The sequence below is a fragment of the Mycetocola miduiensis genome (assembly GCF_900115155.1).
GTDB lineage: Bacteria > Actinomycetota > Actinomycetes > Actinomycetales > Microbacteriaceae > Mycetocola_A > Mycetocola_A miduiensis.
Map to the genome: position 1 here is coordinate 391,216 of NZ_FOVM01000002.1, position 21,516 is coordinate 412,731.

The following is a 21,516-nucleotide window of genomic DNA, read 5'->3' on the forward strand; positions in this document are numbered from 1 at the left end:
GTAGGCGTGGGCCGGTAGCATCTGAATGGTTTCAAGGGCGCCCGCCACTGCCCTCGTGGGGTCGCCCGTCCTTCTGGATCGTGTCGGCATTGTCGAAGTCGCGCTGGCGGTCACGGCGGTGCTCATGGATCTGTTCATCCCCGCTTTGGTTCTGCTGGTGCTCGGGGCCTGCTCGCTTGCGCTCCGCCGGCAGGGTCCCGCAACGCTCGGGGTGTCGACCGAAACGCGCTGGCAGAAATGGCCGCACAGGTTGCGGTTCTGACGCTCGCCTGGAATGTGCTCACCCTACTGATGGTTCTTCCACTGCTTGAGCTGGCGACGAACACTCAACAAGATTTCAGCGGATTCACCGCCCTTCAGGGCGATCGGCGCCTACTGCTGATCATGCTGGCGCTGACGTGGACGCTCGCTGCTGTGGGAGAAAAATTTACTTTCCGCGGTTATCTGCAGACGCGGATGCGCGAGTTGCTCCCAGGACGGCTGGGGCTCATAACCGCTGTTGTTCTGTCATCTGTATTGTTCGGGCTGGTTCACACGGAGCAGGGCATCGTCGGCGTGATCGTAACTACGGCGGACGGCGTCTTCTTCAGCGCCCTCCAGTACCACTTCCGCACGGTCTGGGCAGCCGTCGTCTCACATGGCGTCAGCAACACCGCGGGAATGGTCGTCTTCTTTCTGTTCGGCGCCGTGCACGCTCCGTCGTGACAGGCTCCGTCAAGCTGCAGCAGGGACGCGTCGCGTCGTCGACGCACTCTCGGCGCTTCGCCGTGCAGTCTCTCGAGCGCGAGTCATGCGGCGGCGGGCGATCCCGCAGGAACGGCCGCGCGTGGTCCGTGCGGTTCGGTGAGGAGGTACACGAGCATGGCGATGAGCCCGAATCCGAGGAGGCCCGATACCAGTAGAATCACGAACCAGGTCTTGTTCTCCAGCGGAGCGGTGTTGATCAGGGCGCCGATCCACGCGACGAACTGTGCGACTGATGCAGCGACGATCACGAGAACCGCGGATGCACCGACAGCAACCGTTCCCCAGCCGAACGCCGACTGGATCCCTACGACATCAGAGCCGTCCATCGTGAAGCTGCTACTTCCGAACGCGATCGCGGCTCCCAGCACGGCAATCGCGATGACGATCGCGATGAGCGACCCGTAGAAGAGCTTTGCGATGACTGACCTGGACATGACCTGCTACTCCTTTGGCTCTGTGCGATCCATGATTCTCACCCCGCGGTGTGTGGTGGAGGGGCTTTGGTCCCGGTTACTGAACCGCCCGTGGGGTCATTTCGATGGCGGGACGTTCGGCCCTTTTTCTGCCAGCATGCACAGGACGATCCTGAGGAGGTGGGCCTTTCTGTGATTGTGGGCCGGAGAAACCGCCGCGGAACTACGTGACAAGGCAGATAACCATGGACATCACACGACGAACGCTTTTTGGTGCGACTGCGGCGTCTGGCGCAGCGCTGCTCCTGCCGATGGGGACCACCCGACGGGCGACAGCGATCTCTCTGCCACTGGGGATGCCATTCAGCGAGCAACTGCCGACCCTCGCCGGGTTGGGCGTGATCGACGCAACGTCCGGGGTGGCACGGTCATCGAGATGGTCAACGCGTCTCACTCTTTTTCCAGTGCGATGCCGCCCACGCCAACGCTCGCGTATCGTGGCGGACCCGCTCTACAGACCTACCTGGGACCCACCATCGTGGCACGGCAAGGAGTTCCGTTCGACGTCACGATGATCAGCAAGCTGGGTGAGCACCCACTTGCCGAGGCCATCGATCACGAGATCGACGGCGTGACGTCTACTGACGCCACCAACCCTCGCGTTTCCACGCACCTGCACGGAGGCAACACGAGTCCGGATAATGATGGGGATCCTGTCGACACGTTCACGAGAAGCGACGGACCGCGCGTCTACCATTACGGCAACACGCAAGAGGCGGCCGGGCTCTGGTATCACGACCACGCACTGGGAATCACCCGCCTCAACGTCCTTGCGGGGCTCGCGGGTGGATACCTGATTAGCAACGATGATGACCCCGGGACGGGACCCGGCGCGCTGACGGCGGCGCCCTTCCTCCGGCGCCCGACTTCGAGATGCCGTTGATCATCCAGGATCGATCGTTCAACGACCGTGGGACCTCTTGCTGCAACCTACGGTGGTCAGCCGATTGCGCCGAACACGGGCCCGTTCCCGCCGCCGCCTGTTACTCCCTTCCTGCGCGGCGGAGCGCGGCCACCGCCACCCAACGAGCGGGGATGGAAGGACACAGTGCGGAGCATGCCGGGTGAGGTCACCCGGATCGTCGTGCCATTTGGCGCCGACGCTGCAGGATCCACCACAGCATTCCAGGCGTCCTTCCTCGGGGACTATGTGTGGCATTGCCACATCCTGGAACATGAAGACAACGAGATGATCCAGCGTTACACCATCGTCTGAGTACCTCGATAGTGCACTCACGGAGTGCGGGGTCGATGCACCACCAACACCGGACAGTGGGCATGCTCGGCGCATGCGGCGCTGACCGATCCGAGGAGCATCCCGACGAACCCGCCATGCCCGCGGCTACCCAGGACCAGCATCCGTGCACCCTTACTCAACTCGATCAAGGCCCGCGCTACGGGCCCAGGCGCCGTCGTTGTGGTGAGGCCTGGCGGTGGCTCGTCGTGAAATGCCTCCCGGATCGCCGCGGCGAGTACGGTTCTCGCGTCCTCTTCGGGCGACCACACCGGAATGGGAGTGTACTCGACCACGAGGGGGAACTCCCAAATGGTCACCGCCTCAAGGGGGACACCGAGTGCCCCGGCCATTTCGGCCGCCTCGCGAAGCGCGTCAATCGACGACTCCGAACCGTCGACCCCCACAACAATCTGGCGTTTGCTATTGCTCTCTGTCATCCGACCACGGTGCTCGGTGCGGCGTTCGGGCGACAGGGCCGAAGGTCACCTGTCGCATGATTGTCGTAACTAAGTGCATGTGGACAACCTTCGCGGCAATCCCCGGGACCTTCGGCCCTACGCATTGCTTCTCGGTCCGCCGAGCATCCCCTTATGACGAATATCGCTCTCACCGAGCACGACGAACAACCGACCGCCGGGGTCAGGAAAAGAGTGCCCATGTCGGAGCTGACCGGCTTTTTCTCGCGCGCGTTCCAGGACACGATGGCGGCGCTGCAGGCCCAGGGCGTGCACCCGACCGGCCCGCCATTCGGCAAGTACTACGGCATGCCTACTGAAACCGTCGACGTGGAAGCGGGCTTTCCCGTTTCAGCGACGATTACAGCGGCTGGCGACGTCGTGCCGGGATCGCTACCCGGCGGACGGTGCGTGGAGGCTGTCCACGTCGGACCGTACGACACGATGGAGCGGACCTACGCAGAGATTGGACGCCACTTCGTAGACGCCGGGCTGACCCCGGGCGCTGTTATGTGGGAAAGCTACCTCAGCGACCCGGAGGTGGAGCCGGATCCTTCGGCCTGGCGAACCCGGATCTGCTGGCCTGTCGGCTGAGTGCGCTCGGTTCATCGGCGATCACCGCGCCCGCTTCTGTCTCCAATGCTTGGCCGGAGTCGCGGCAAGGCTGGTGGGAGCGAGCGCCAGATGACCAAAGTCCCTTGTTCGGCGGTGGCAGCCGGGAAACGATGGGGTGTGCCGGCGAATCTCCGGCCCTGAGACCAGGAGAATCAGATGAGCCGCACATATGTCGTGACCGGGGCAGCAAGCGGAATCGGAAAGTCGACGTCAGAACTGTTGACCGAGCAGGGCCACAGGGTGATCGGAACCGACCTCCGGGACGCCGAGATCGTCGCTGACCTCAGCACTGCTTCCGGTCGCGAGCAGCTTGTGGAGGAAGTCACCCGAGTGAGCGGCGGGGGAGTCGACGCCGTCCTCGCCGTGGCAGGGCTGGCAACGCCCAACGCAGCGACCGTCGCGGTGAACTTTTACGGGACGGTGGCAACGCTCGAAGGGTTACGACCCCTGCTCCTCAGGTCCCCGAGCCCGCGCGCGGTCGCGGTCAGTTCGATGGCTGCGCTGTTTCCTCCCGATGAGACCCTCCTGAATGCACTGCTTGATGGCTCGGAAACCGAAGCCATGGCCAGGGCCGCAGAACTGGAGGCAGGGGATGCCCAAAGGAGCAGCCTCATCTACGGCACGGCCAAGCGTGCCTTGTCACGATGGATACGAAGGCAGGCACCCACCGCAGAATGGGCGGACGCATCCATACCGCTGAATGCCGTGGCACCGGGCGTTGTCTACACGCCCATGACGGCCTACATCATGAGCGACGCCGCAGCCAGATCACAGGTGGCGGCCATGGTGCCGATGCCCCTGAACGGATTCTTCGAACCACGGGGCGTCGCGACGCTTCTCGCGTGGTTGACGAGCGAGGACAACGCGCACCTCTGCGGCCAGATCATTTACATTGACGGTGGATCCGATGCGGTGCTGAGAGGCGACACGGTCTTCTGACCCGATCGCCAACCTCACCGGGCAGCTTTGATCATCGGGGTGGACCGTCGTCGGTGATCACCGTTCGGTGATCCGGCGGTAGGCCTCTTCGATCCACCTGATCAGTTCATCGTCGACATCAGCGACGGCACGCAGTTCGACGTGGTGCATCCATTGCTTCGTCGACGTGTGTGCGACTTCCTTGATCCGCTGTGAACTCAGCTCCCGACCGAGCGCGAAGGACGCAACGACGGGAACATCGCTGTTCACGTACATCCCGGGCCGCCACGCAAACGCGAAAGCGCGCCCGGCGCGGAACGCCACCTGGCTTTTGGACACGTGAGCCTCGATTCCGCCACCGAACGCGAACACCCGTCTCGCGAGCGCGCGATAAATCTCGCGTGCCTCCGCCTCAACGAAGAACTGCTCACCGGGAACTGTTCCCATGGCGACTCCTCAGACGCGAATGTCTGGCCGATGCCAACGGCGATCAGCTTCATCCACCGCGTGCGCACAGAAAGGGCAGCGTCCCTGTGCGAAGCGGAGGGACCTCGCCATCAGCTGTGCGCGGCGATGTAATGGATGAGGCGCTGAACGCTCGTCAGGTCGGCATAGTCTTCTTCCGGGGTGCTGACTCCTGTCGACTGCGCGAGGTTTTCGAGCAGCCGGAGGAAGTCGAGGGAGTCGAGCTCGAGGTCCTGGCGTAGCCGCGAGTTGGCGTCGAGTCGTTCGGTGTTGACGTCGGGCGCGACCTCATGAATGGCCGCGAGCACCGCGGCGCGGGCTTCGTGTTCGTTCACAGCTTTTCCGGTTTCTGTAGCAGCTCGTCGATGCGGGCGAGGAATAGGCTGCCGCGCAGTCCGTCACTGGCGCGGTGATCGGCGGAGAGCGTCGCGGTCACGGTTGGGCGCACGCCGATCAATCCATCTATAGCCCGTGGTTGACTCACGACTCGACCGAAGCCCACGAGGGCGACTTGCGGGGGGTAGATGACGCCGAAGACTGTCTCCACGCCGAGGTCACCGAGGTTGGTCACGGTGATAGTGGGATCGGCCATCTCCGCGCGCTGGAGATGACCGGCACGGGCACGGACGGTGAGGTCGCGAAGCCTCTCCATGAGCTGGTCGAGCGCGAGGGTGTCGGCATCGTGGAGCGCCGGCGCGACGATGCCACCACCCCGCAGGGCCACAGCGACGCCAAGGTGCACGGCCGGGCTCGGTTTGAACACGCCGTCGATGAAGAATCCGTTGATGTCGGGGACCTCCTTGGCGGCTTTGGCTGCAGCCGCGAGGAGCAGTGCGGCGGGTACCAGCCGCGTTGCAATCGGTCGTTCGGAGTTGATGCGCTGCATCCAGGCCATGGCAGCGCCGAGGTCGATCGTGGTGCTGAGGTAATAGTGGGGGACCTCGCGTTTCGAGCGCGCCATCAGTTCACCCACGGCGCGGCGGAGTTTTGCGATTCGTTCGGCGGCCTCCGTAGCCGTCGCGGTCTCGGCCGTCGGCGCTGCGGTATCGGATGGCGGCGCGGCTCCTCGCTCGGGCACCGACGCGGATAGGGGAGCGGCGAGCGCCTCCGCTCGCAGGTCGGCCTCGGTTACGGCGTTGCCGGGGCCGGTTCCACGAACTCCGGCGAGGTCCACCCCGAGTTTGGCGGCGAGGCGACGAGCGCGCGGAGACGACCGGACCCGGCCCATCGTTGGCGTTGGCGTCGGCGTGGGCGTTGGTGCCGCTGGCGGTGTGGCGGCGGGAGGCGCCGGTGCAGCGCTGCGTTCAGCGGCCGCTTCGACGTCGGCCCGCGTGATCGCGCCTTGTCGCCCAGTACCGTGGAGGTGCTCGATCTCCACGCCGAGTTCGTGTGCCAGATGTCGGATCGGCGGAGTGGCATGCCCTACCGACTCCAGAGGCGGTTGCACAGCAGGCGTCGCGCCGGGTGCCGCCTTCGGCGGGACGAGGGCCCCATCGGCGGGCGTCCCCGTGATGCGAGCGATGGGAGTGCCTACCGGTACTGTCTCGCCGAGGTCGACGAGGAACTCTGCGACGATGCCCTCCTCGAACGACTCGACTTCCATAACGGTCTTCTCGGTGTCGACCTCGGCGATGAGGTCGCCGCGGTGCACATAGTCGCCAGGCTTGACCAGCCACTCGACGACCTTGCCGTGCTCCATGTCCGCGCCAAGCGACGGCATCCTGAACTCACCCACCAGCGCCCACCACCTCGCGTGCCGCCGCGCAGACACGCTCGGACGAGGGAAGCGATGTCTGCTCGAGGTGCCGGGCGTAGGGGATGGGAACCTCCGCGCTGCAGACCCTGGTGACCGGGACGTCGAGGTCGTAGAACGCTGACTCGGTGATGCGGGCGCTGATCTCGGCGGAGATCCCGCCGCTGCGCCACCCCTCGTCAACCACGACAGCGCGATGGGTCTTGGCCACGGATGCGAGGATCGCGGCGTCGTCGAGGGGGCGGAGGGTGCGCAGGTCGATCACCTCGGCGTCGATGCCCTCGCCGCTGAGCGTCTCGGCCGCCTCGAGCGCGGTCGACAGGGTGCCGCCGTAGGTGATGATCGAGAGACCCGCCCCCTCCCGGCGCACGACCGCGTGGTCGATATCGACCGACCCCGCGTCGTCCGCCAACTCACCCGAGACGTTGTAAAGCGAGCCGTGCTCGAAGATCAGCACAGGGTCGGGATCTTCGAGTGCCGTCCACAGCATGCCGCGCGCGTCTTCGAGCGTTGCCGGAGTGAGGATGCGGAGCCCCGGGATGTGCGCCAGCCAGCCCTCCAGGCTGTGCGAGTGCTGGGCAGCGAGTTGGCGTCCGCCGCCTGTCGTCATGCGAATGACGACGGGAACGTTGAACTGCCCGCCCGACATGTGCAGCAGTGTCGCTGCGTTGTTCATGATTTGGTCGAGTGCGAGCAGGCTGAAGTTGACGGTCATGATCTCGATGATCGGTCGCATGCCACCGAGTGCTGCGCCGATGCCCGCACCGACGAACCCCGCTTCCGAGAGGGGTGTGTCACGAATCCGCACCGGACCGAACTCCTCGAGCAACCCCAGGCTCACGGCGAATCCGCCGCCGTAGCGCCCGACATCTTCGCCCATCAGAAAGACGCGGTCGTCCTTTTGCATTGCTTCGCGGATCGCTGCGCGCATCGCTTCCCTGTAGGTGGTCTTCATGGTGCCGTCCGTTCGCTGTATACAAAGCGTGTGAGCTCCTCGACGGGCTCGAGCGTGCCATTCTCCGCGAAGGTGATAGCGGCCTGTATTTCCTCGTCGACCCCCCGCTGGAGTGCCGACCACTGGTCGGCTGAAAGTTGCCCATGCGTCTCGAGCGCTGAGCGGAGCGACTGGATCGGGTCACGTTCCATCCAGCGTTCGACCTCGGTCTTCTCCCGATAGCGCTCCGGATCGAACATCGAGTGAGCCCGGAACCGGTAGGTTCGCAGTTCGAGGAAGTGCGGGCCTGCACCCGCACGCACCGCGTCGATCGCTCGACGCGCCGACTCTTCGACAGCGAGCACGTTCATGCCGTCCACGGTCCAGGACGCGATGGCGTACCCGGATGCCTTCAACGCGATATCGGTCTGAGACTCCGATCGATCGAGGGCCGTTCCCATCGCGTAGAGGTTGTTCTCGCAGCAGAACAGCACGGGCAGGTCCCAGAGCGCCGCGAGGTTGATGCTCTCATGAAACTCGCCCTCCGCCACGGCACCCTCACCGAAGAAGCACACGGTCACCCGGTCGCGGCCTGACATCTTATCGGCGAGGGCCAGCCCGACCGCGAGCGGCAGCCCGCCGGCGACGATGGCGTTGCCGCCGTAGAAGCGGGTGGCGGCGTCGAAGAGGTGCATTGACCCTCCGCGTCCCCGGCAGCATCCCTCGGCGTGACCGTACATCTCCGCCATGATGGCGTTCGCCGCGACTCCGCGAAGCAGGGCGTGCCCGTGCTCTCGATAGGTGGCGACGACCGCGTCATCCGGTCCGATCGCGGACATGACACCGGCAGCGACCGCTTCCTCGCCGATGTACACGTGCAGGAACCCGCGGATTTTCGCCGCGCTGTACTGCTCGACGCACGCCTCCTCGAGTCGTCGCACGCGCACCATCTGGCGGAGCAGGTACCGTACATGCTCCGGGTCGCTCACGATGGCCGCGGCCGTCTGCTCGTCGGTCATCGCCCCGCCTCCAGTGTCGACGTGTCGCCCTCGGGCAGTCCGAGAGCTCGGGCTTTCAGCAAGCGGCGAAGGATCTTGCCGCTTCGCGTCTTCGGAAGTGCCGGGGTGAACTCAAGCTCTCGTGGTGCGACGGCGGCTCCGAGTCGCTTGCGTGCGAATCCGATGATGTCGAGCCTCAGGGCGTCTGACGCCTCGAAGCCTGGCTTGAGCTCGACGAAAGCCTTGACGACTTCACCGGCGACGGAATCTGGCACACCTATGACGCCCGCCTCGGCGACGGCGTCGTGTTCCATCAGCGAGCTCTCCACCTCGAAGGGACCAATCAGGTGCCCGGAGGATTTGATGACGTCGTCGCCGCGCCCGACAAACCAGTAATAGCCGTCCTCGTCCCGCCGCGCGAGGTCGCCGGTGAGGTACCACCCGCCGGCGAAACACTTGCGATACCGCTCCTCCTCATTGAGGTAGCCGCGGAACATCGACGGCCATCCGGCACGCAGGGCTAGCTCGCCCATCGTGTCGGGATCGCTGACGAGTTCGACGTGGCCGGCGCGCACGACCGGTGCGCCCGTGTCGTCGCGGGCGACGATGGCGGCCTCGATGCCAGGCAGCGGGCGCCCCATTGAACCAGGGCGAATGTCCATCGACAGGTAGTTCGAGATCATGATGCCGCCGGTCTCGGTCTGCCACCAGTTGTCATGGATCGGGTGGCCGAATGCCTCCTGCCCCCACACGACGACCTCGGGATTGAGCGGCTCTCCGACGCTCGCCACAAACCGCAACGACGAAAGGTCGTGTGCCTTCGCACGCGCTGCACCTGCCTTCATCAGCATGCGCAGCGCGGTGGGGGCGGTGTACCAGACGGTGACCTTTTGCTCGGCCAGGATCCGGTACCAGCGCTCGGCGTCCATATCCTCCTCATCGACCACGGTCGTCACGCCGTGCACGAGCGGGGCAATGATCCCGTACGAGGTTCCCGTCACCCAGCCGGGGTCAGCCGTGCACCAGTAGACGTCGTCGGGGTGCAGGTCGAGGGCGAAACGTCCTGTCGCGTAATGTGCAGTGACCGCGTCGTGAACGTGTACCGCGCCCTTCGGTCGGCCGGTGGTGCCGCTCGTGAAGTGAAGCAGGGCCATGTCCTCCGGCTGCATCGCAGCGATCGCACCATACGGCGGTGCCTCGGCGATAAGGGCTTCCAAGTCGAGCGTGTCGCGTTCGGGTTCGCCGTCGGCATCGATGAGGAGCACGTGGCGCAGGGCAGGGAGCTCGCTGCGAAGGGCCGCAACCTTCCTGCGGTAGAGCGTCCGGGTCGTGACGAGCACACTGGCGGCCCCGAGTTCGAGTCGCTGTCGCACTGGTTCAGGGCCGAATGCGGAGAACAGGGGGCAGAACACAGCGCCGTGCTTCAGCGTGCCGAGCACAGCCGTATACAGGGCGGGCGAACGGCCGAGGAGGGAGAACACGCGCTCGCCGCGTTGCACGCCCAAGGACCTGAGGAGACTGGCGAAGCGGTCGCTATCGTCGGCCAGCGCAGCGTAACTGCGAGAGAGAATACTGCCATCCGCTCGCACGAAGCGCAGGGCATCCCGCCCGGCGCGTTCGCTCTTCGCATGCCGGTCGACGGCCTCGTAGGCGATATTCACGCCGCCCTCGGGTAGCCCACCCAAGGCGAGTCGCTCGTCGTCCCACGAGAATGTTGCGCAGGCCCGGTCATAGTCGAGCAGATTGGGCGTCACCGTGTCCGCCGTGACATCCTTGGCAATTACAGGCCAGCGGGTCGACGCCGGTGTCGATGCTTCCATGACTCGAGGCTATATCCACCATTGCCTTTCTCCGCGGGACCTTCGTCCTCCCTCCTCGAACCCGAGATCGTACCCGGCAGACACCAATCACGCCGTTTCATCAGAGCGTTCTGTGAGTCGCCGGAGTTTTATGTCGCGTCAGTGGCTCCGATACGACTCGGGGAGGACGCCAAAGGCACGGCTCTGCGATGAAACAGGCAGGGGCATGGGATCGGCGGCCAGTTGCTCGTTGACCACATCAGTGAGGTCAATCGGCGCTGTCGGAGGTAGTGCGATGTCGGCCGGGCCGATCGTGGCCGGGCGTACCGGCGGAGTTATGCGGATGCTCATGATCTTTCTCCTGGTTCGAAGCTCGTGTTGAATCCGTCCGACTAGTCGGCTCGCTTTATAGAGTCCGAGCGCCTGAGGTCCGCGGTCAGGGCCGAAAGTCCCGATCTCGGGAATACGGCGCGAATCGCCGCAGCGAAGGGAACGAGCAAAGATCAGCGCGCCTGTACTGAAGCGCGGCGGGCGCAGGGTCGAGCTGAAGCAGGGCCAGTCGGGCATCCAGCACTTCGCGTCCGCATTTTCCAAATCGCAGCGCGAAGCCCGCTAGCTTTGCGTCGACATGATCGCTCTCTGAACTCGGTAGCCCCTGCGTGGTGCATGCCGCCGGTTAAGCCGGGCGCGGCCGATGTACGACCAGGACCGGGCAATGTGCATGCTCGGCGCACGCAGCGCTGACCGAACCGAGTAGCATCCCCACGAACCCACCGTGCCCGCGGCTGCCGAGCACCAACATGCGGGCGTCTTTGCTCACCTCGATCAGCGTTCGCGCGGCCGGCCCGCGAACGGTTGTCAGCTCAAGGTCCGACGGAGGTGCATCAGGGAAGGCCCGGCTCACCGCTGAGGAGAGTATCTTCTTCGCATCCTCCTCCGGGGACCAGTCCCGAATCGGCGTGTACTCGCCCATGACGGGGAACTCCCATGCGGTGGTGGCCTCCAGAGGAACGTCCAGTGCTTCCGCGATCTCCGCGGCCTCGCGGAGCGCCTCGATGGATGAATCCGAGCCGTCCACTCCGACGATGATGTGATGCTTGCTGCTGTCTGTCATCGTCCCAGAGTCGATGTTGCGGAATCCGACCGGTAGGGCCAAAAGTCCTCTGCCGAGATCGAGACGCCGTGGTGCACGCGCTCAGTACCCGGTTGGCTCGGTTTCGTATTCGGCTTCTTCAGGGGTTCTCTCGTGAGCGAGTGGCCGCAACGCGGATGTGTCTTCGAGCCAGATCAGCGCGTCGTAGCGACGGCCCATGACAGTCGGTACGTAATTGCCCCATTCGCGGTCCGGGTCGTAAACCACGCCGATAGCTCGGTGGCCCAGTCGCTGCCTCAGCCACGGACGATCAGGGTCGGCGCGGAAGTCGAGCACTGCTGACGCTCCCAAGGCTTCGTGCAGAAGCGCTTCGTGACTTCCTGCACGGGCGGCGGGTACTCGCATCCGCTGTTCGGCGGCACCCCACTGCGTGCTTGCCACGACCTCACCGCGATACCCGGCGAGGCCTACCAGAAGCACTTCCGAGTCGCTGTAATGATCGCGCAGAAGCTGCCCCACATTCACCAAACCGTCTTCGGCCATTGACGTGCCCCTGGCGTCACCGATGTGCGTGTTGTGCTCCCAGATGATTCCCTTCGATCGCGGGCCGAGATAGCGGGTCACACGGTCGATGGTGTCTGCCATGTGGATGTCTCGGATGTCCCAGGAGCCTCGGTCAGTGCGCACCATGGCGCGGTAATAGCGTTCGGCTCCGACCGCAAACTGCGCGTTCTGCTCCGCGTCGAAGGCATCCTCGCCGTCTGCAGCGGCGCGGTGCCGGACCGCGACCAGAAGGTTGACAACATCCGTCTCGCAACTCTGCGGGACGAGTCTGGTGCTCCACGCATACCGGTGCGGGTCCCCCTGATACGGCGTGAAGCACTGCCACGCTCGCAAAGCGGCAGGCACCGAATCTGGGTGGTGTTCAGCCAACCAAGAGATCACCCGATCAAGGGAGTCCCACAGCGAGTACACGTCCAGTCCATAGAACCCGACCCTGCCGGTTGCCTGGCGGCCGACGTTCCACTCATGCAGCCAGTCGAGGAAGTCGGCGACCTCAGCGTTCGCCCACATCCAGGTCGGCCAGCGGTCAAATTGGGCGAGCAGACCGTGGGCGTCGAGGTTCTGGTTGGCGAGTCCACGCACCCAGCGGTCGATGCGCCAGCAGTCCGGCCAGTCGCCCTCGACACCGATCCAGGTGAACCCCTGCTCCTCGATGAGCCTGCGGCTGAGCCGAGCGCGCCATTGGTAGTACTCATGGGTTCCATGGGAAGCCTCGCCGATAGCCACGAACCGTCGCCCCGTTGAGAGGCTGAGGATCGGGTTGAGATCCGCCGGGCCTCGCAGGGAGTGCGCGAGACCGCGGATGTCGGCGAGGTAGGAGTTCGCCTCCGTGTGCACGGTCATCTGTGCTCGCCCGCCATTCGACGTCGAGCATTGTCGAGGTGCTCGACGACCTCGGCCTCGGAGGTCTGGTCGAAGTCACGGTAATGCTCGCCGACCGCACGGAAGTCCCGCGGCTGAATCAGGCAAAGCACTTCATCTGCGTCCCGAACGCGGTGCACTGCGTCTGGTCCTCCGACGGGTGCGGCGACAATGACGCGAGCAGCACCGAGCGCCCGCGCCACACGGCAGGCCGCCGATGTGGTCGCTCCAGTGGCGATCCCGTCATCCACGATGAGAGCGGTGTGACCGGTCAGGTCTACTCCTTCCGAACCAGAGTGCAACAGCGCGCTGCGGTGCGCCAATGTCGCCCGTTCTTTCTCCTCCACCTGGTCTATCTGAGCGGGCGTGATTCCAAGAGCGGCGATCAACTCCCCATCGAGAACCCGCACCCCGCGTTCCCCGATCGCGCCCATGGCCACCTCGGGCTGAAACGGCACGCCAAGCTTGCGGACGACGATGACGTCCAGGGGAGCGTTGAGTGCCGCGGCCACTTCGGCAGCCACCGGCACGCCGCCGCGTGGCAGCCCGAGAACAACGACGTCGCCGGTGTGGAAACCGGTGAGTCGACGAGCGAGCCGGCGCCCCGCATCCTCTCGATTCTGGAATTCATTGCGCATGACGCATACCCTCCATACAAGTCCATGATGAGAGAGCCATTCCCGTCGCACTAGTGTCCAAAGTCCCAGAGCACCGGGTGACTCGTTCGTGCGCCCTGCCGGGGTCGAACCAGTGACTAAAGGCCCTTACGAAGCGACTGGTGCGGGCTTACCGTGCTGTGCATGGTTAGCAGAGTGATTCACTTCGAAATTCCTATCGACGATCCGCCCCGCGCAGGCACGTTCTACCAGAACGTTTTCGGGTGGACTGTTTCGAAGCAGGGGCCGGTCGACTACTGGACGATGACGACCGGAGCGCCCCCTGGGCCCGGAGCGGAAGGTGCTCTGGCCCTCCGCAGTGAAGCTCCTGATGGGGTGCTCGTCTACATTCGCGTCGACGAAATCGACGATGCCTTGGCGAAGATCGAGGCAGCAGGCGGTGAGCGCATCTCGGAGAAGACCCCCGTACCGGGATTCGGCTGGACTGCGACGTTCCGTGATAGCGAGGGCAACCTGCTCGGCCTCTTTCAGGAGGAAGACAGTGAAGCGCCGGGGGTGAGCTCGGATGATTCAGGCTCATCATCCTGACCTGGGCGGATCCCGTCCGTTCGTCCGAACGCTGATGGTTGTTGCCGCCGTGGCTATGCTGCTCACCTCATGCGTGCCCACGCCCACGCCGTCTGAAACTCCGGGCAGCACCCCCACAGTCACCGCATCCGACACTCCTGCCCCCTCACCGACGTCTGCCGTGCCGACGGCTATGCCGAGTCCGATGCCAAGCCCCTCCGCATGTCCGACAGAGTGGGGGACCAGCCCGAAGACCGAGTCGGCGTCCACGTCAGCGTCTATCACCGGGGTACGGGCCGGCCGGCACGACTGTTTCGACCGGCTCGTGATCGACGTCGACGGAGACCCTGCCGGATACGACGTGCGCTACGTTGCAGCGGTAACCGAGGAGGGGAGAGGCGAGCCGGTCGATCTTCGGGGCAACGCGTTTCTACAGGTTCTTCTTCGCGCCCCTGCCTACGACCCCGAAACCGGCGAGGCAACGTATTCCTTCTCCGATGAGGCGGAACTCGTCAATGTGAACGGCTTCACGTCATTTCGCCAGGTGGCCTGGGGTGGCAGCTTCGAAGGCCAGACGACATTCGGACTGGGACTGGAAGCGCAGCTGCCATTCCGCGTCTTCATGCTCGAAGGCCCAGGCAACGGGTCGAGGGTCGTCATCGACGTGGCTCACTGACCCGGATCGCGAGCTAGTAGGACCAATGGCCCTACTAGCTGACGACACGATCACTGACACTGAGCAGTCAGAGGTGCGTGCACGTGGACCGCGTCTCGATGAAACCAACTATTTTAAGGACAAAGACCATGGCTCGGAACCTTGTACGATTTGACCCGTTCAACGGCCTCGACGCACTCCGTCGCGACCTCTTCGACGACGGCGTCTTCCGGTCGCTCCGGGATAAATTGCCAACGACAGACGTCTACATCGAGGATGACAAAGCGCTGATCATCGAAGCCCACCTCGGGAACTTCGAGGAGAACGACATCACCGTGAACGTCGACCGTGGCGCTCTGGTCATCCAGGCCGAAAGGCATGAGAAAGAAGAAGACAAGAACAAGAAATACGTCATCAGGGAGAGCAGCAGCAGTTTCTACCGCAGCATCGCGCTTCCCGACCAGGCGGATGAAGGAAAGATCTCGGCCAACTTCGAGAAAGGCGTGCTCAAGGTAACGGTTCCCCTCGCTGAAGCCCCTTCACCGAAGAAAATCGCCATCGGCACCAAGGCGGAATGACCCGAACATCGCTGCACTCTTGAGGAGGGCGTCCTCAGGCGTAGCCGGGGACTGGCCGGTCGGCAAGACCGCTGGTCCTCGGCCGCCGCTGAACTGATGAATCAGCCGGTGGGACCTCACATTTCAGTGAGCAGATCCTCCATCGTGACGATCTCGGCCGTCTGCGAGTCGACGATCCGCTTGGCCAGGGCGAGCACATCACGGTTTGTGCCATCGTCAAGCTCGTCTTCCGCCATCTCGATGGCGCCCTCGTGGTGCTCGATCATTTGCTCAAGGAAGAGACCGGCTGCGTCTTGCCCCTCGGCAGCCTCAAGTGCCGACATGTCGTCGTCCGACATCATCCCGTCGTCGTGACCCATGCCGTCCATGCCCGCGGCCGACGGCATACCCCAGTCGTCCAGCCAGGACTCCATCAACTCGATCTCCGCGCCTTGCGCGTCCTTGATCTGCTGAGCCAGATCCAGAACGCGCTGGTCGATGTCGGTCTCCTGAAGGATCAGGTCACTCATCTCGACGGCCTGCTCGTGGTGCGGGATCATCATCATCGTGAACATCCGGTCCGCCCTGTTGATGTCACCCTGCTCGCCCGCAGCGGGCGACAACGGCATCCCGTGTGGACCCATTCCTGGCATCCAGTAGCTGCCGGCGTTGGCGCAGCCCGCCAGAGAGAGCACGAGCGCCAAGGCGGCGACCGCGGTCGTGACCCGATGGATGTCCTTCATGACCATTACTCCAAACCCGGCTAAATGTCACTTAGCGGCCAGTCGCCCGCGAACGTGAGCAACCGACAACCAAAGTATACCCCTTGGGGGTATATCGAGGAAGTGTGGTTGTCTTTGGGACTTTCGCCCCTGTCGCGATGGCTCAGTCGCGGCGTCAACTGGTTGTGCAAGGACGTCTGTAGGGCCGGCGGCCAGCGGGGAGAACGTCATGTGGGATTCGAGACTTCGGGCGAGTGCCGCCTGAGCATTGACTATTCTGACCGTCTTCAATGCAGTGTCAGCGATCGTCAGCGGGACGGCTCTGCTTGTCACGGGTGGGCTCGGGATGCCCCTCGCCTTTCTCGCGGGAAGCGTCTTTGCTTCATTCACCTGGCCCGCTGTAATCCTGGTAGCCGTTGTGGGAGGAACACAGGCGCTCGCAACGGTGCTCCTGCTCCGCCGGAAGGAGGCGGCCCTACTCTGGGCGGCGGTGGCCGGATTCGGGATGCTGATCTGGATCTTCGTTGAGATCAGCCTGATCCATGAATCGTCCTGGCTCCAAGTGATCTACTTCTCCACCGGTTCGGCGCAAGTCGCGCTCGTTCTGGCACTTCTTGGAATCGTGGAGTGGCTCCCGCGAAGGCCACTCCACGCCAATCCCACTTCGAAGACGGCCCCTGTAAGCCAGGCAGGATGACTGCGATGCCCGCCTGGAGAACGACCGACACACCGGGTGTCCTTCAATTCGCCCGTCGGGAGGTGTCGAACGCGAACGCCGCGGACGACGCAATCACCACCTGGTTCACGGGAATCAACCGCTCAGGCATCCCATCAACGCCACTCATACCGTCGGCGAACTGGTCGCAGCGTTGGCAGACCTCCCCTGTAAATTCCATCAATCCTCTTTCGAACCAATAGGTGACGTATGGTTCACTAATTGCCGGAGTTAGGCCAGCAGTACTTCGCCGGCTTCGTGATCGAGAAGTCGCTCGCAGTCGACAACGTCTTCGTCTGGGCAATCATCTTCTCTGCGTTCGCGGTTCCGCCGCAGTACCAGCACCGGGTTTTGTTCCTCGGTGTCCTCGGTGCTCTGATCTTCCGCGGACTGTTCATCGCCGCCGGTGCCGCATTGATCCAAAGCTTCAGCTGGGTCCTCTACATTTTCGGCGGCTTCCTGGTGCTCACCGGATTTCAGATGCTCCGGCGAAGAAACGAGCACTTCGATGCTGCACGGTCCCGAACCTTCACCTGGTTCCGAGGCCATGTGCCGATGACTGATGCCTTCTACGGGCAACGACTCGTCATACGTAAAGCAGGAGTGCTGCTTGCAACCCCGCTCCTTGCTGTACTCGTGCTTGTCGAGGTGACCGATATCGTCTTCGCAGTTGACTCCATCCCCGCGATCTTCGCGGTCACCTCTGAACCCTTCCTCGTCTTCACAGCCAACGCGTTCGCCGTCCTGGTGCGCGCGATGTACTTCCTCCTCGCCGACCTGATGCACCGTTTCGTGTACCTGAAGATCGGGCTCGCCGTTCTGCTGGTCTGGGTGGGCGTGAAGATGCTGCTGCTGGAGATCTTCTACATCCCAACGACGGTCTCGCTTCTGGTCACCATCCTCATCCTCACGGTGTCAATTGTCGCGAGCCTGCTGGCTACGCGAGGGCAGGCCCGCCAGATTCTCAAGCCGACAAGTGCCGGGCCCTTCCGCAGGGCGACCGAGGAAGAACTCACCGAGATTCAGCCCGTGCGTTGCGCAGGCCCGTCCCCGGATTGCTGCGACGATTCCCAACGTCGCGCTTCTTGACATGCGTCTTCCCGATGGCGACGGGATCGATCTGTGCCGCGACGTCAGGTCAAAGAACCCAGAAGTCTTGTGCATCATCCTGACGGCACACGACGATGACGAGGCTGTGTACGTCGCGGTCATGGCCGGAGCATCTGGATACGTTCTGAAAGATATGCGGTCTGGAGCTCTCGTCGATGCTGTCCGTGCCGTCGCGAACGGGCATCAACTCTTGGATCCCACTCTTTCGCGAATGGCTGTGAAGCGAATTGCTACCAGCCAACCGAGCGCCAGCGCCATCGACACTCTCAACACTCGGGAGAGAGAAATCCTTGAACTGATCGCTGAGGGCATGACGAATCGGCAGATAGGCGAAACTCTCGCCCTCGCGGAGTCACTCGCCGTGTTCTCTTCGCCGTCCGTGCTCATCGCAGTCGGAACACGTCACTCGACGGGGCGCAGGCCCCGACGGAATTGGTCGGTTGGGGCGCGGGTCGCCGGTGCCGCTGAGGGTCCCGTAACAATCATCCCGCATCCGCTCGTTGGGGACGGCAATTCGATCGTCGTCGGTGTGGACGATCCGGAGGAATCCGCATCGCTCTTCGCGGCAGAAGAGGCTGCGCGGACCGGCGCTACCCTTCGTCCCGTTCGCGCATGGGAAGGGCCACCGCTTTGGCCGGGGCGGACGGAACACGACCCGGCTTACCTGGAGTCTCTTGCCGAGATGTACCGGAACCTGGTCACTGACGCAATGGAAAGCATCCTGATGCGTTACCCCAATCTCATGGTCAACCCGGTGGTCGAGCGCGGCATACCCGCCGACGTGCTTTTGGAAGCGCCGAAGGGAGCCTGGACGCTCGTTGTCGGGAATCGTGGCTTTCACGGTCTCAAACGATTCTTCCTGGGCTCAGTCAGTCAGACGGTCGTGCTCCAGGCAGCTGTGCCGACGGTCGTCGTCAACGCAAGCTCAGCACGGTGAGCCGTTTTCACGCGGCACGTGACCGGCACACCGATTGAGTGGGTCACAGCGGAAATCGGGCTGGCTTGGACGAACCCGTCCGTTCCTCACGGGATCAGCCCACCGTGTGGAGGACCAAAGGCCCTGTTGAGGCAGGCACGCCGGAGAAAGGATGTCTAGACGATGGCGGCTTCGCTGAGGAAGGGGAAAAGCACTATGCGCATCGCAACCGATCGTGATGTGAGCGTGCAATCTGCGGTCCAGGAGGAACTCGAATGGACCCCGGATGTCGACGCCGCAGGAATCGGGGTATCAGTAGAAGACGGCACAGTCACACTCTCCGGAGAGGTGGACAGCTACGCCGAGCGGGTTGCCGCCAGGCGAGCGGCGCTTCGAGTACGAGGGGTGACAGCGTTCGTGGACAACCTCACTGTTCACCCGAAAGAGACACCGCGGCCCAGCGAGACGGACGTGGCCAAGGCCGTCAGCCTCGCGCTCAACGCGACCAGCACAATACCGGCCACGGTGAAAGCTGAGATCAACGATGGCCACGTGACTCTGACCGGAGAGGTCGAGTGGGACTACCAACGGCGGGCTGCCCGGCGGGCAGTGGAGCACCTGCTGGGTGTGCAGACGGTGAGCAACCTGATCACGTTATCGCCTCGTCCGTCTGCGCTAGACACCGAAGAGCGAATCAGGGGCGCGCTGACTCGCAACGCCTTACTTGATGCGAACAGGATCAAGGTGACGGTTCTCGGCAACAAGGTTGTTCTCGATGGCACCGTCAGATCCTGGGCCGAGAAGCAGCAAGCCGGCCGCGCAGCATGGGGTTCGCCGCACGTCAACGACGTTGAGGACCGCATCACCGTCCGCAGCGACTGACATTTCGGGATTTTGAACCTAATCGAACGGAATTCATTATTGCTGACAACGTCATGCGCTTCGATCCGTTGACGGAACTGGACGCATTGCGCCGGCATTATCTCGACGACGGCATCTTCCGTGTCCTGCGCTAGAAGACACCCATAACGGACGTGTACACCGAGGACGACAAGGCTTTGATCGTGGAAGCCCATCTACCGAGGTTCGACCGAAAACACATCACTGTAGACGTCGACCGCGGTGCATTGGTCATCCAAGCCGAACGGCGTGACAAGGACGAAACCAAGAAGAGGAAACACGTCGTGAGGGAAAGCAGCAGCAGCTACCACCGCAGCATCACCCTTCTTGAACAGGCAGACGAGCGGAAGATCCAAGCTGTGTTCATCGAAGGTGTACTGAAAGTCACGGTGCCGCTCACTGAGGGTGTAGCCAGCAAGCGGATCACCATTGGCTCGGGAGCTCACTGACGCCCTGACCCGTCCTGATCGCCCTACGATCCACATTGATCCACACCGGATCACGTCAGTGCGCGAAGCGGACGGACGAAGCCGACGACGTCCAGCAATTGGGATTTCCATGACTATCGCAGCGCCTTGAGGAATCGAATGCGTATTCATCGTCCGCGACGGGACCTCGGTCGCCACTGCCGAACCTCCGGCCGACACGCCGCGGTCGCTTTCAGAGCATATGCGCTGACCAGCCACTGGGCGAGCCAGCCAACGCAGGCAAGAGCCAGCAGGATTCCTGCGAGGCGCAGCCCGATCCTAGGCGTGACCGGCCGTAGCCGCCGCAGAAACGCGGGACATGAAACACAGCCTGTCGGAACGACTCCCGCACCGGCAGGACGTAGGACCCTGTGGGCACTTTCTTCGCCGGCCTATCCTCCGATGTGGCGACGTATCGATGACGCGCTCAGTGAAATCCACCGACGCCCGATTTGGAGTTAGACATGACCGACCGGAACCAGAATCAGGTCGAAGCCCTACAGATTCACCTTGCACAGGTGGGAAGTCACTCTGCGAAGGAGACGGTTTTGGGCGCCGTTGTGAGTGCTGGAGGCGGCCCACTATATCGGTTCGTCGCGGTGGCGCCCCCCGAGAGTGGCCGCCACACTGAACGCGTGGCAAAAGGAACGACATTTCCGCTGGGGCCGTTCCAAGATCTGGACAGCGGGACGGAGAACGAATGGACTGCGCTGGCCCGGCAGCGACTGCAGGAGTTCGATTCGGAGCTGCAAGGTCGGGGTTGGCGACGGCGCCCTGATCAAGGGCCGCACTGGTGGTCGTTCCGTTATACGCGCTGATTGCTTGGATCGACACGGGCTGTCCCACAGACCTTGTGCCGGCGGTCTCAGCTTGTCTGAAGATCTGGAGCACTAGGGCGACCGAGGGCATTCCACCAGCGATGGCATGGTAGATCCGAAGGACTAATCCGACTGCATGCCGATTGCCGACGGTGGTCAGCGGGTGTTCGTCAGCGTGTGAGCGGAGTACCATCGCGAGCGTGAAAGTGACCGTGACCCGGAGCGGGGGTTTCGCTGGCATCGCTCGCCGCTGGCAGGTCTTCCTGGAGAAGGAGCCCGACGAGGAGTCGTGGCTGATGCTACTCCGCAAGCTTCCTTGGGACGATCCGCCGCGAAGCGAGCCTCAACCCGACCGTTACCTGTACCGGATCAACTGCGAACCGTACGACACCATCACCCCCGAGCCGCGCGAGGCGGTCATCCCGGAGCAGGACCTCACCGGCCCTTGGCGCGAGCTGGTCGACCGTGTCTGTAAAGGCGACAGAGAGGAACACCAGCTCCCGACCGAGAGCTGAAGACCGTGCCGGAGGAACGACAGCGGCCCGCTTTTCGAAGGGCGT

At 63.6% G+C, this 21,516-nt stretch carries 29 protein-coding genes and 1 pseudogene; 16 read left to right on the top strand and 14 right to left on the bottom strand.

Features of this window, described 5'->3' with window-relative positions:
* Positions 1–55 precede the first annotated feature (55 nt).
* Positions 56–262, top strand: coding sequence for a hypothetical protein (locus BM197_RS05575; protein WP_090709575.1), 207 nt, complete (start codon positions 56–58; stop codon positions 260–262).
* Entirely contained in the window at positions 238–705 is a 468-nt protein-coding gene (locus tag BM197_RS05580) for a CPBP family intramembrane glutamic endopeptidase (protein WP_090709576.1), read from the top strand. Before BM197_RS05575 ends, BM197_RS05580 begins: the two co-directional genes overlap by 25 nt.
* Positions 706–788: 83 nt before the next feature.
* Here BM197_RS05580 and BM197_RS05585 read toward each other — a convergent pair whose 3' ends face one another.
* Positions 789–1,181, bottom strand: coding sequence for a hypothetical protein (locus tag BM197_RS05585; RefSeq protein ID WP_090709578.1), 393 nt, complete (start codon positions 1,179–1,181; stop codon positions 789–791).
* Between the two features lie 448 nt (positions 1,182–1,629).
* On the opposite strand from BM197_RS05585, the gene BM197_RS05595 reads away from it, so the two are divergent.
* Positions 1,630–2,103 carry a multicopper oxidase domain-containing protein gene (locus BM197_RS05595; RefSeq protein ID WP_218151825.1) on the top strand — a complete coding sequence of 158 codons (474 nt, stop codon included), beginning with the start codon at positions 1,630–1,632 and terminating at the stop codon, positions 2,101–2,103.
* Between the two features lie 174 nt (positions 2,104–2,277).
* Positions 2,278–2,436 (top strand): multicopper oxidase domain-containing protein, encoded by a 159-nt coding sequence (locus BM197_RS16825; protein ID WP_090709583.1) that lies wholly within the window; start codon positions 2,278–2,280, stop codon positions 2,434–2,436.
* 17 nt (positions 2,437–2,453) lie between these two features.
* On the opposite strand, the gene BM197_RS05605 is transcribed toward BM197_RS16825, so the two are convergent.
* Positions 2,454–2,894 (bottom strand): universal stress protein, encoded by a 441-nt coding sequence (locus BM197_RS05605; RefSeq protein WP_090709584.1) that lies wholly within the window; start codon positions 2,892–2,894, stop codon positions 2,454–2,456.
* Positions 2,895–3,047: 153 nt separating this feature from the next.
* On the opposite strand from BM197_RS05605, the gene BM197_RS05610 reads away from it, so the two are divergent.
* Positions 3,048–3,506, top strand: a complete 459-nt coding sequence (locus tag BM197_RS05610; protein WP_090709586.1) for a GyrI-like domain-containing protein — start codon at positions 3,048–3,050, stop codon at positions 3,504–3,506.
* Positions 3,507–3,683: 177 nt separating this feature from the next.
* Entirely contained in the window at positions 3,684–4,466 is a 783-nt protein-coding gene (locus tag BM197_RS05615) for an SDR family oxidoreductase (protein WP_090709587.1), read from the top strand.
* A gap of 57 nt (positions 4,467–4,523) precedes the next feature.
* On the opposite strand, the gene BM197_RS05620 is transcribed toward BM197_RS05615, so the two are convergent.
* The 10 genes from BM197_RS05620 to BM197_RS05665 all read right to left on the bottom strand — a co-directional run bounded on the left by BM197_RS05620 (position 4,524) and on the right by BM197_RS05665 (position 13,550).
* Positions 4,524–4,892 (bottom strand): DUF5655 domain-containing protein, encoded by a 369-nt coding sequence (locus BM197_RS05620; protein WP_245762400.1) that lies wholly within the window; start codon positions 4,890–4,892, stop codon positions 4,524–4,526.
* A gap of 110 nt (positions 4,893–5,002) precedes the next feature.
* A complete protein-coding gene (locus BM197_RS05625) occupies positions 5,003–5,245 on the bottom strand; it encodes an acyl carrier protein (RefSeq protein WP_090709589.1) in 243 nt (80 codons plus the stop codon).
* Positions 5,242–6,645 carry a dihydrolipoamide acetyltransferase family protein gene (locus tag BM197_RS05630; RefSeq protein ID WP_090709590.1) on the bottom strand — a complete coding sequence of 468 codons (1,404 nt, stop codon included), beginning with the start codon at positions 6,643–6,645 and terminating at the stop codon, positions 5,242–5,244. Before BM197_RS05630 ends, BM197_RS05625 begins: the two co-directional genes overlap by 4 nt.
* Entirely contained in the window at positions 6,638–7,618 is a 981-nt protein-coding gene (locus BM197_RS05635) for an alpha-ketoacid dehydrogenase subunit beta (protein WP_090709592.1), read from the bottom strand. The genes BM197_RS05630 and BM197_RS05635 overlap by 8 nt, the downstream gene beginning before the upstream one ends.
* Positions 7,615–8,616 (bottom strand): pyruvate dehydrogenase (acetyl-transferring) E1 component subunit alpha, encoded by a 1,002-nt coding sequence (gene pdhA, locus BM197_RS05640; RefSeq protein WP_090709594.1) that lies wholly within the window; start codon positions 8,614–8,616, stop codon positions 7,615–7,617. The genes BM197_RS05635 and pdhA overlap by 4 nt, the downstream gene beginning before the upstream one ends.
* Positions 8,613–10,415 carry an acetate--CoA ligase gene (acsA, locus tag BM197_RS05645; RefSeq protein ID WP_090709596.1) on the bottom strand — a complete coding sequence of 601 codons (1,803 nt, stop codon included), beginning with the start codon at positions 10,413–10,415 and terminating at the stop codon, positions 8,613–8,615. The genes pdhA and acsA overlap by 4 nt, the downstream gene beginning before the upstream one ends.
* A gap of 138 nt (positions 10,416–10,553) precedes the next feature.
* The gene (locus BM197_RS05650; RefSeq protein ID WP_090709597.1) at positions 10,554–10,745 is read right to left on the bottom strand and encodes a hypothetical protein; all 192 of its coding nucleotides are present in this window, start codon (positions 10,743–10,745) and stop codon (positions 10,554–10,556) included.
* Between the two features lie 325 nt (positions 10,746–11,070).
* Entirely contained in the window at positions 11,071–11,508 is a 438-nt protein-coding gene (locus BM197_RS05655; RefSeq protein WP_090709599.1) for a universal stress protein, read from the bottom strand.
* An 81-nt stretch (positions 11,509–11,589) separates the two neighbouring features.
* Positions 11,590–12,894 carry an erythromycin esterase family protein gene (locus tag BM197_RS05660; protein WP_090709601.1) on the bottom strand — a complete coding sequence of 435 codons (1,305 nt, stop codon included), beginning with the start codon at positions 12,892–12,894 and terminating at the stop codon, positions 11,590–11,592.
* Entirely contained in the window at positions 12,891–13,550 is a 660-nt protein-coding gene (locus BM197_RS05665) for a phosphoribosyltransferase (protein WP_090709602.1), read from the bottom strand. Before BM197_RS05665 ends, BM197_RS05660 begins: the two co-directional genes overlap by 4 nt.
* A gap of 162 nt (positions 13,551–13,712) precedes the next feature.
* Here BM197_RS05665 and BM197_RS05670 point away from each other — a divergent pair, with 162 nt between their 5' ends.
* Positions 13,713–14,117 (top strand): VOC family protein, encoded by a 405-nt coding sequence (locus BM197_RS05670; protein WP_090709604.1) that lies wholly within the window; start codon positions 13,713–13,715, stop codon positions 14,115–14,117.
* Here the strand turns inward: BM197_RS05670 and BM197_RS16570 are convergent.
* Entirely contained in the window at positions 14,109–14,366 is a 258-nt protein-coding gene (locus tag BM197_RS16570) for a hypothetical protein (protein WP_245762401.1), read from the bottom strand. The two genes, BM197_RS05670 and BM197_RS16570, sit on opposite strands and share 9 nt — an antisense overlap.
* On the opposite strand from BM197_RS16570, the gene BM197_RS16575 reads away from it, so the two are divergent.
* The gene (locus tag BM197_RS16575) at positions 14,302–14,772 is read left to right on the top strand and encodes an AMIN-like domain-containing (lipo)protein (protein ID WP_425435685.1); all 471 of its coding nucleotides are present in this window, start codon (positions 14,302–14,304) and stop codon (positions 14,770–14,772) included. The two genes, BM197_RS16570 and BM197_RS16575, sit on opposite strands and share 65 nt — an antisense overlap.
* A 128-nt stretch (positions 14,773–14,900) precedes the next feature.
* Positions 14,901–15,329 (top strand): Hsp20/alpha crystallin family protein, encoded by a 429-nt coding sequence (locus BM197_RS05680; protein WP_177216732.1) that lies wholly within the window; start codon positions 14,901–14,903, stop codon positions 15,327–15,329.
* Between the two features lie 116 nt (positions 15,330–15,445).
* Here BM197_RS05680 and BM197_RS05685 read toward each other — a convergent pair whose 3' ends face one another.
* Positions 15,446–16,051 carry a DUF305 domain-containing protein gene (locus BM197_RS05685; protein WP_090709715.1) on the bottom strand — a complete coding sequence of 202 codons (606 nt, stop codon included), beginning with the start codon at positions 16,049–16,051 and terminating at the stop codon, positions 15,446–15,448.
* 247 nt (positions 16,052–16,298) lie between these two features.
* Here BM197_RS05685 and BM197_RS05690 point away from each other — a divergent pair, with 247 nt between their 5' ends.
* The 7 genes and pseudogenes from BM197_RS05690 (at position 16,299) to BM197_RS05715 (ending at position 21,471) form a co-directional block, all read left to right on the top strand.
* Entirely contained in the window at positions 16,299–16,727 is a 429-nt protein-coding gene (locus BM197_RS05690) for a hypothetical protein (protein ID WP_143095007.1), read from the top strand.
* Positions 16,728–16,967: 240 nt separating this feature from the next.
* Complete coding sequence (locus BM197_RS05695) at positions 16,968–17,834, top strand: TerC/Alx family metal homeostasis membrane protein (RefSeq protein ID WP_090709610.1); 867 nt, start codon at positions 16,968–16,970, stop codon at positions 17,832–17,834.
* A gap of 1 nt (position 17,835) precedes the next feature.
* Positions 17,836–17,961, top strand: a pseudogene (locus BM197_RS16830) (response regulator); the annotation flags it as partial.
* A 105-nt stretch (positions 17,962–18,066) separates the two neighbouring features.
* Positions 18,067–18,792 (top strand): universal stress protein, encoded by a 726-nt coding sequence (locus tag BM197_RS05700; protein ID WP_245762403.1) that lies wholly within the window; start codon positions 18,067–18,069, stop codon positions 18,790–18,792.
* A 195-nt stretch (positions 18,793–18,987) separates the two neighbouring features.
* Positions 18,988–19,653 carry a BON domain-containing protein gene (locus BM197_RS05705; protein WP_090709614.1) on the top strand — a complete coding sequence of 222 codons (666 nt, stop codon included), beginning with the start codon at positions 18,988–18,990 and terminating at the stop codon, positions 19,651–19,653.
* A gap of 152 nt (positions 19,654–19,805) precedes the next feature.
* Positions 19,806–20,120, top strand: a complete 315-nt coding sequence (locus tag BM197_RS05710; protein ID WP_177216733.1) for an Hsp20/alpha crystallin family protein — start codon at positions 19,806–19,808, stop codon at positions 20,118–20,120.
* Positions 20,121–21,156: 1,036 nt separating this feature from the next.
* A complete protein-coding gene (locus BM197_RS05715; protein ID WP_143095008.1) occupies positions 21,157–21,471 on the top strand; it encodes a protealysin inhibitor emfourin in 315 nt (104 codons plus the stop codon).
* The last annotated feature ends 45 nt before the right edge of the window (positions 21,472–21,516 follow it).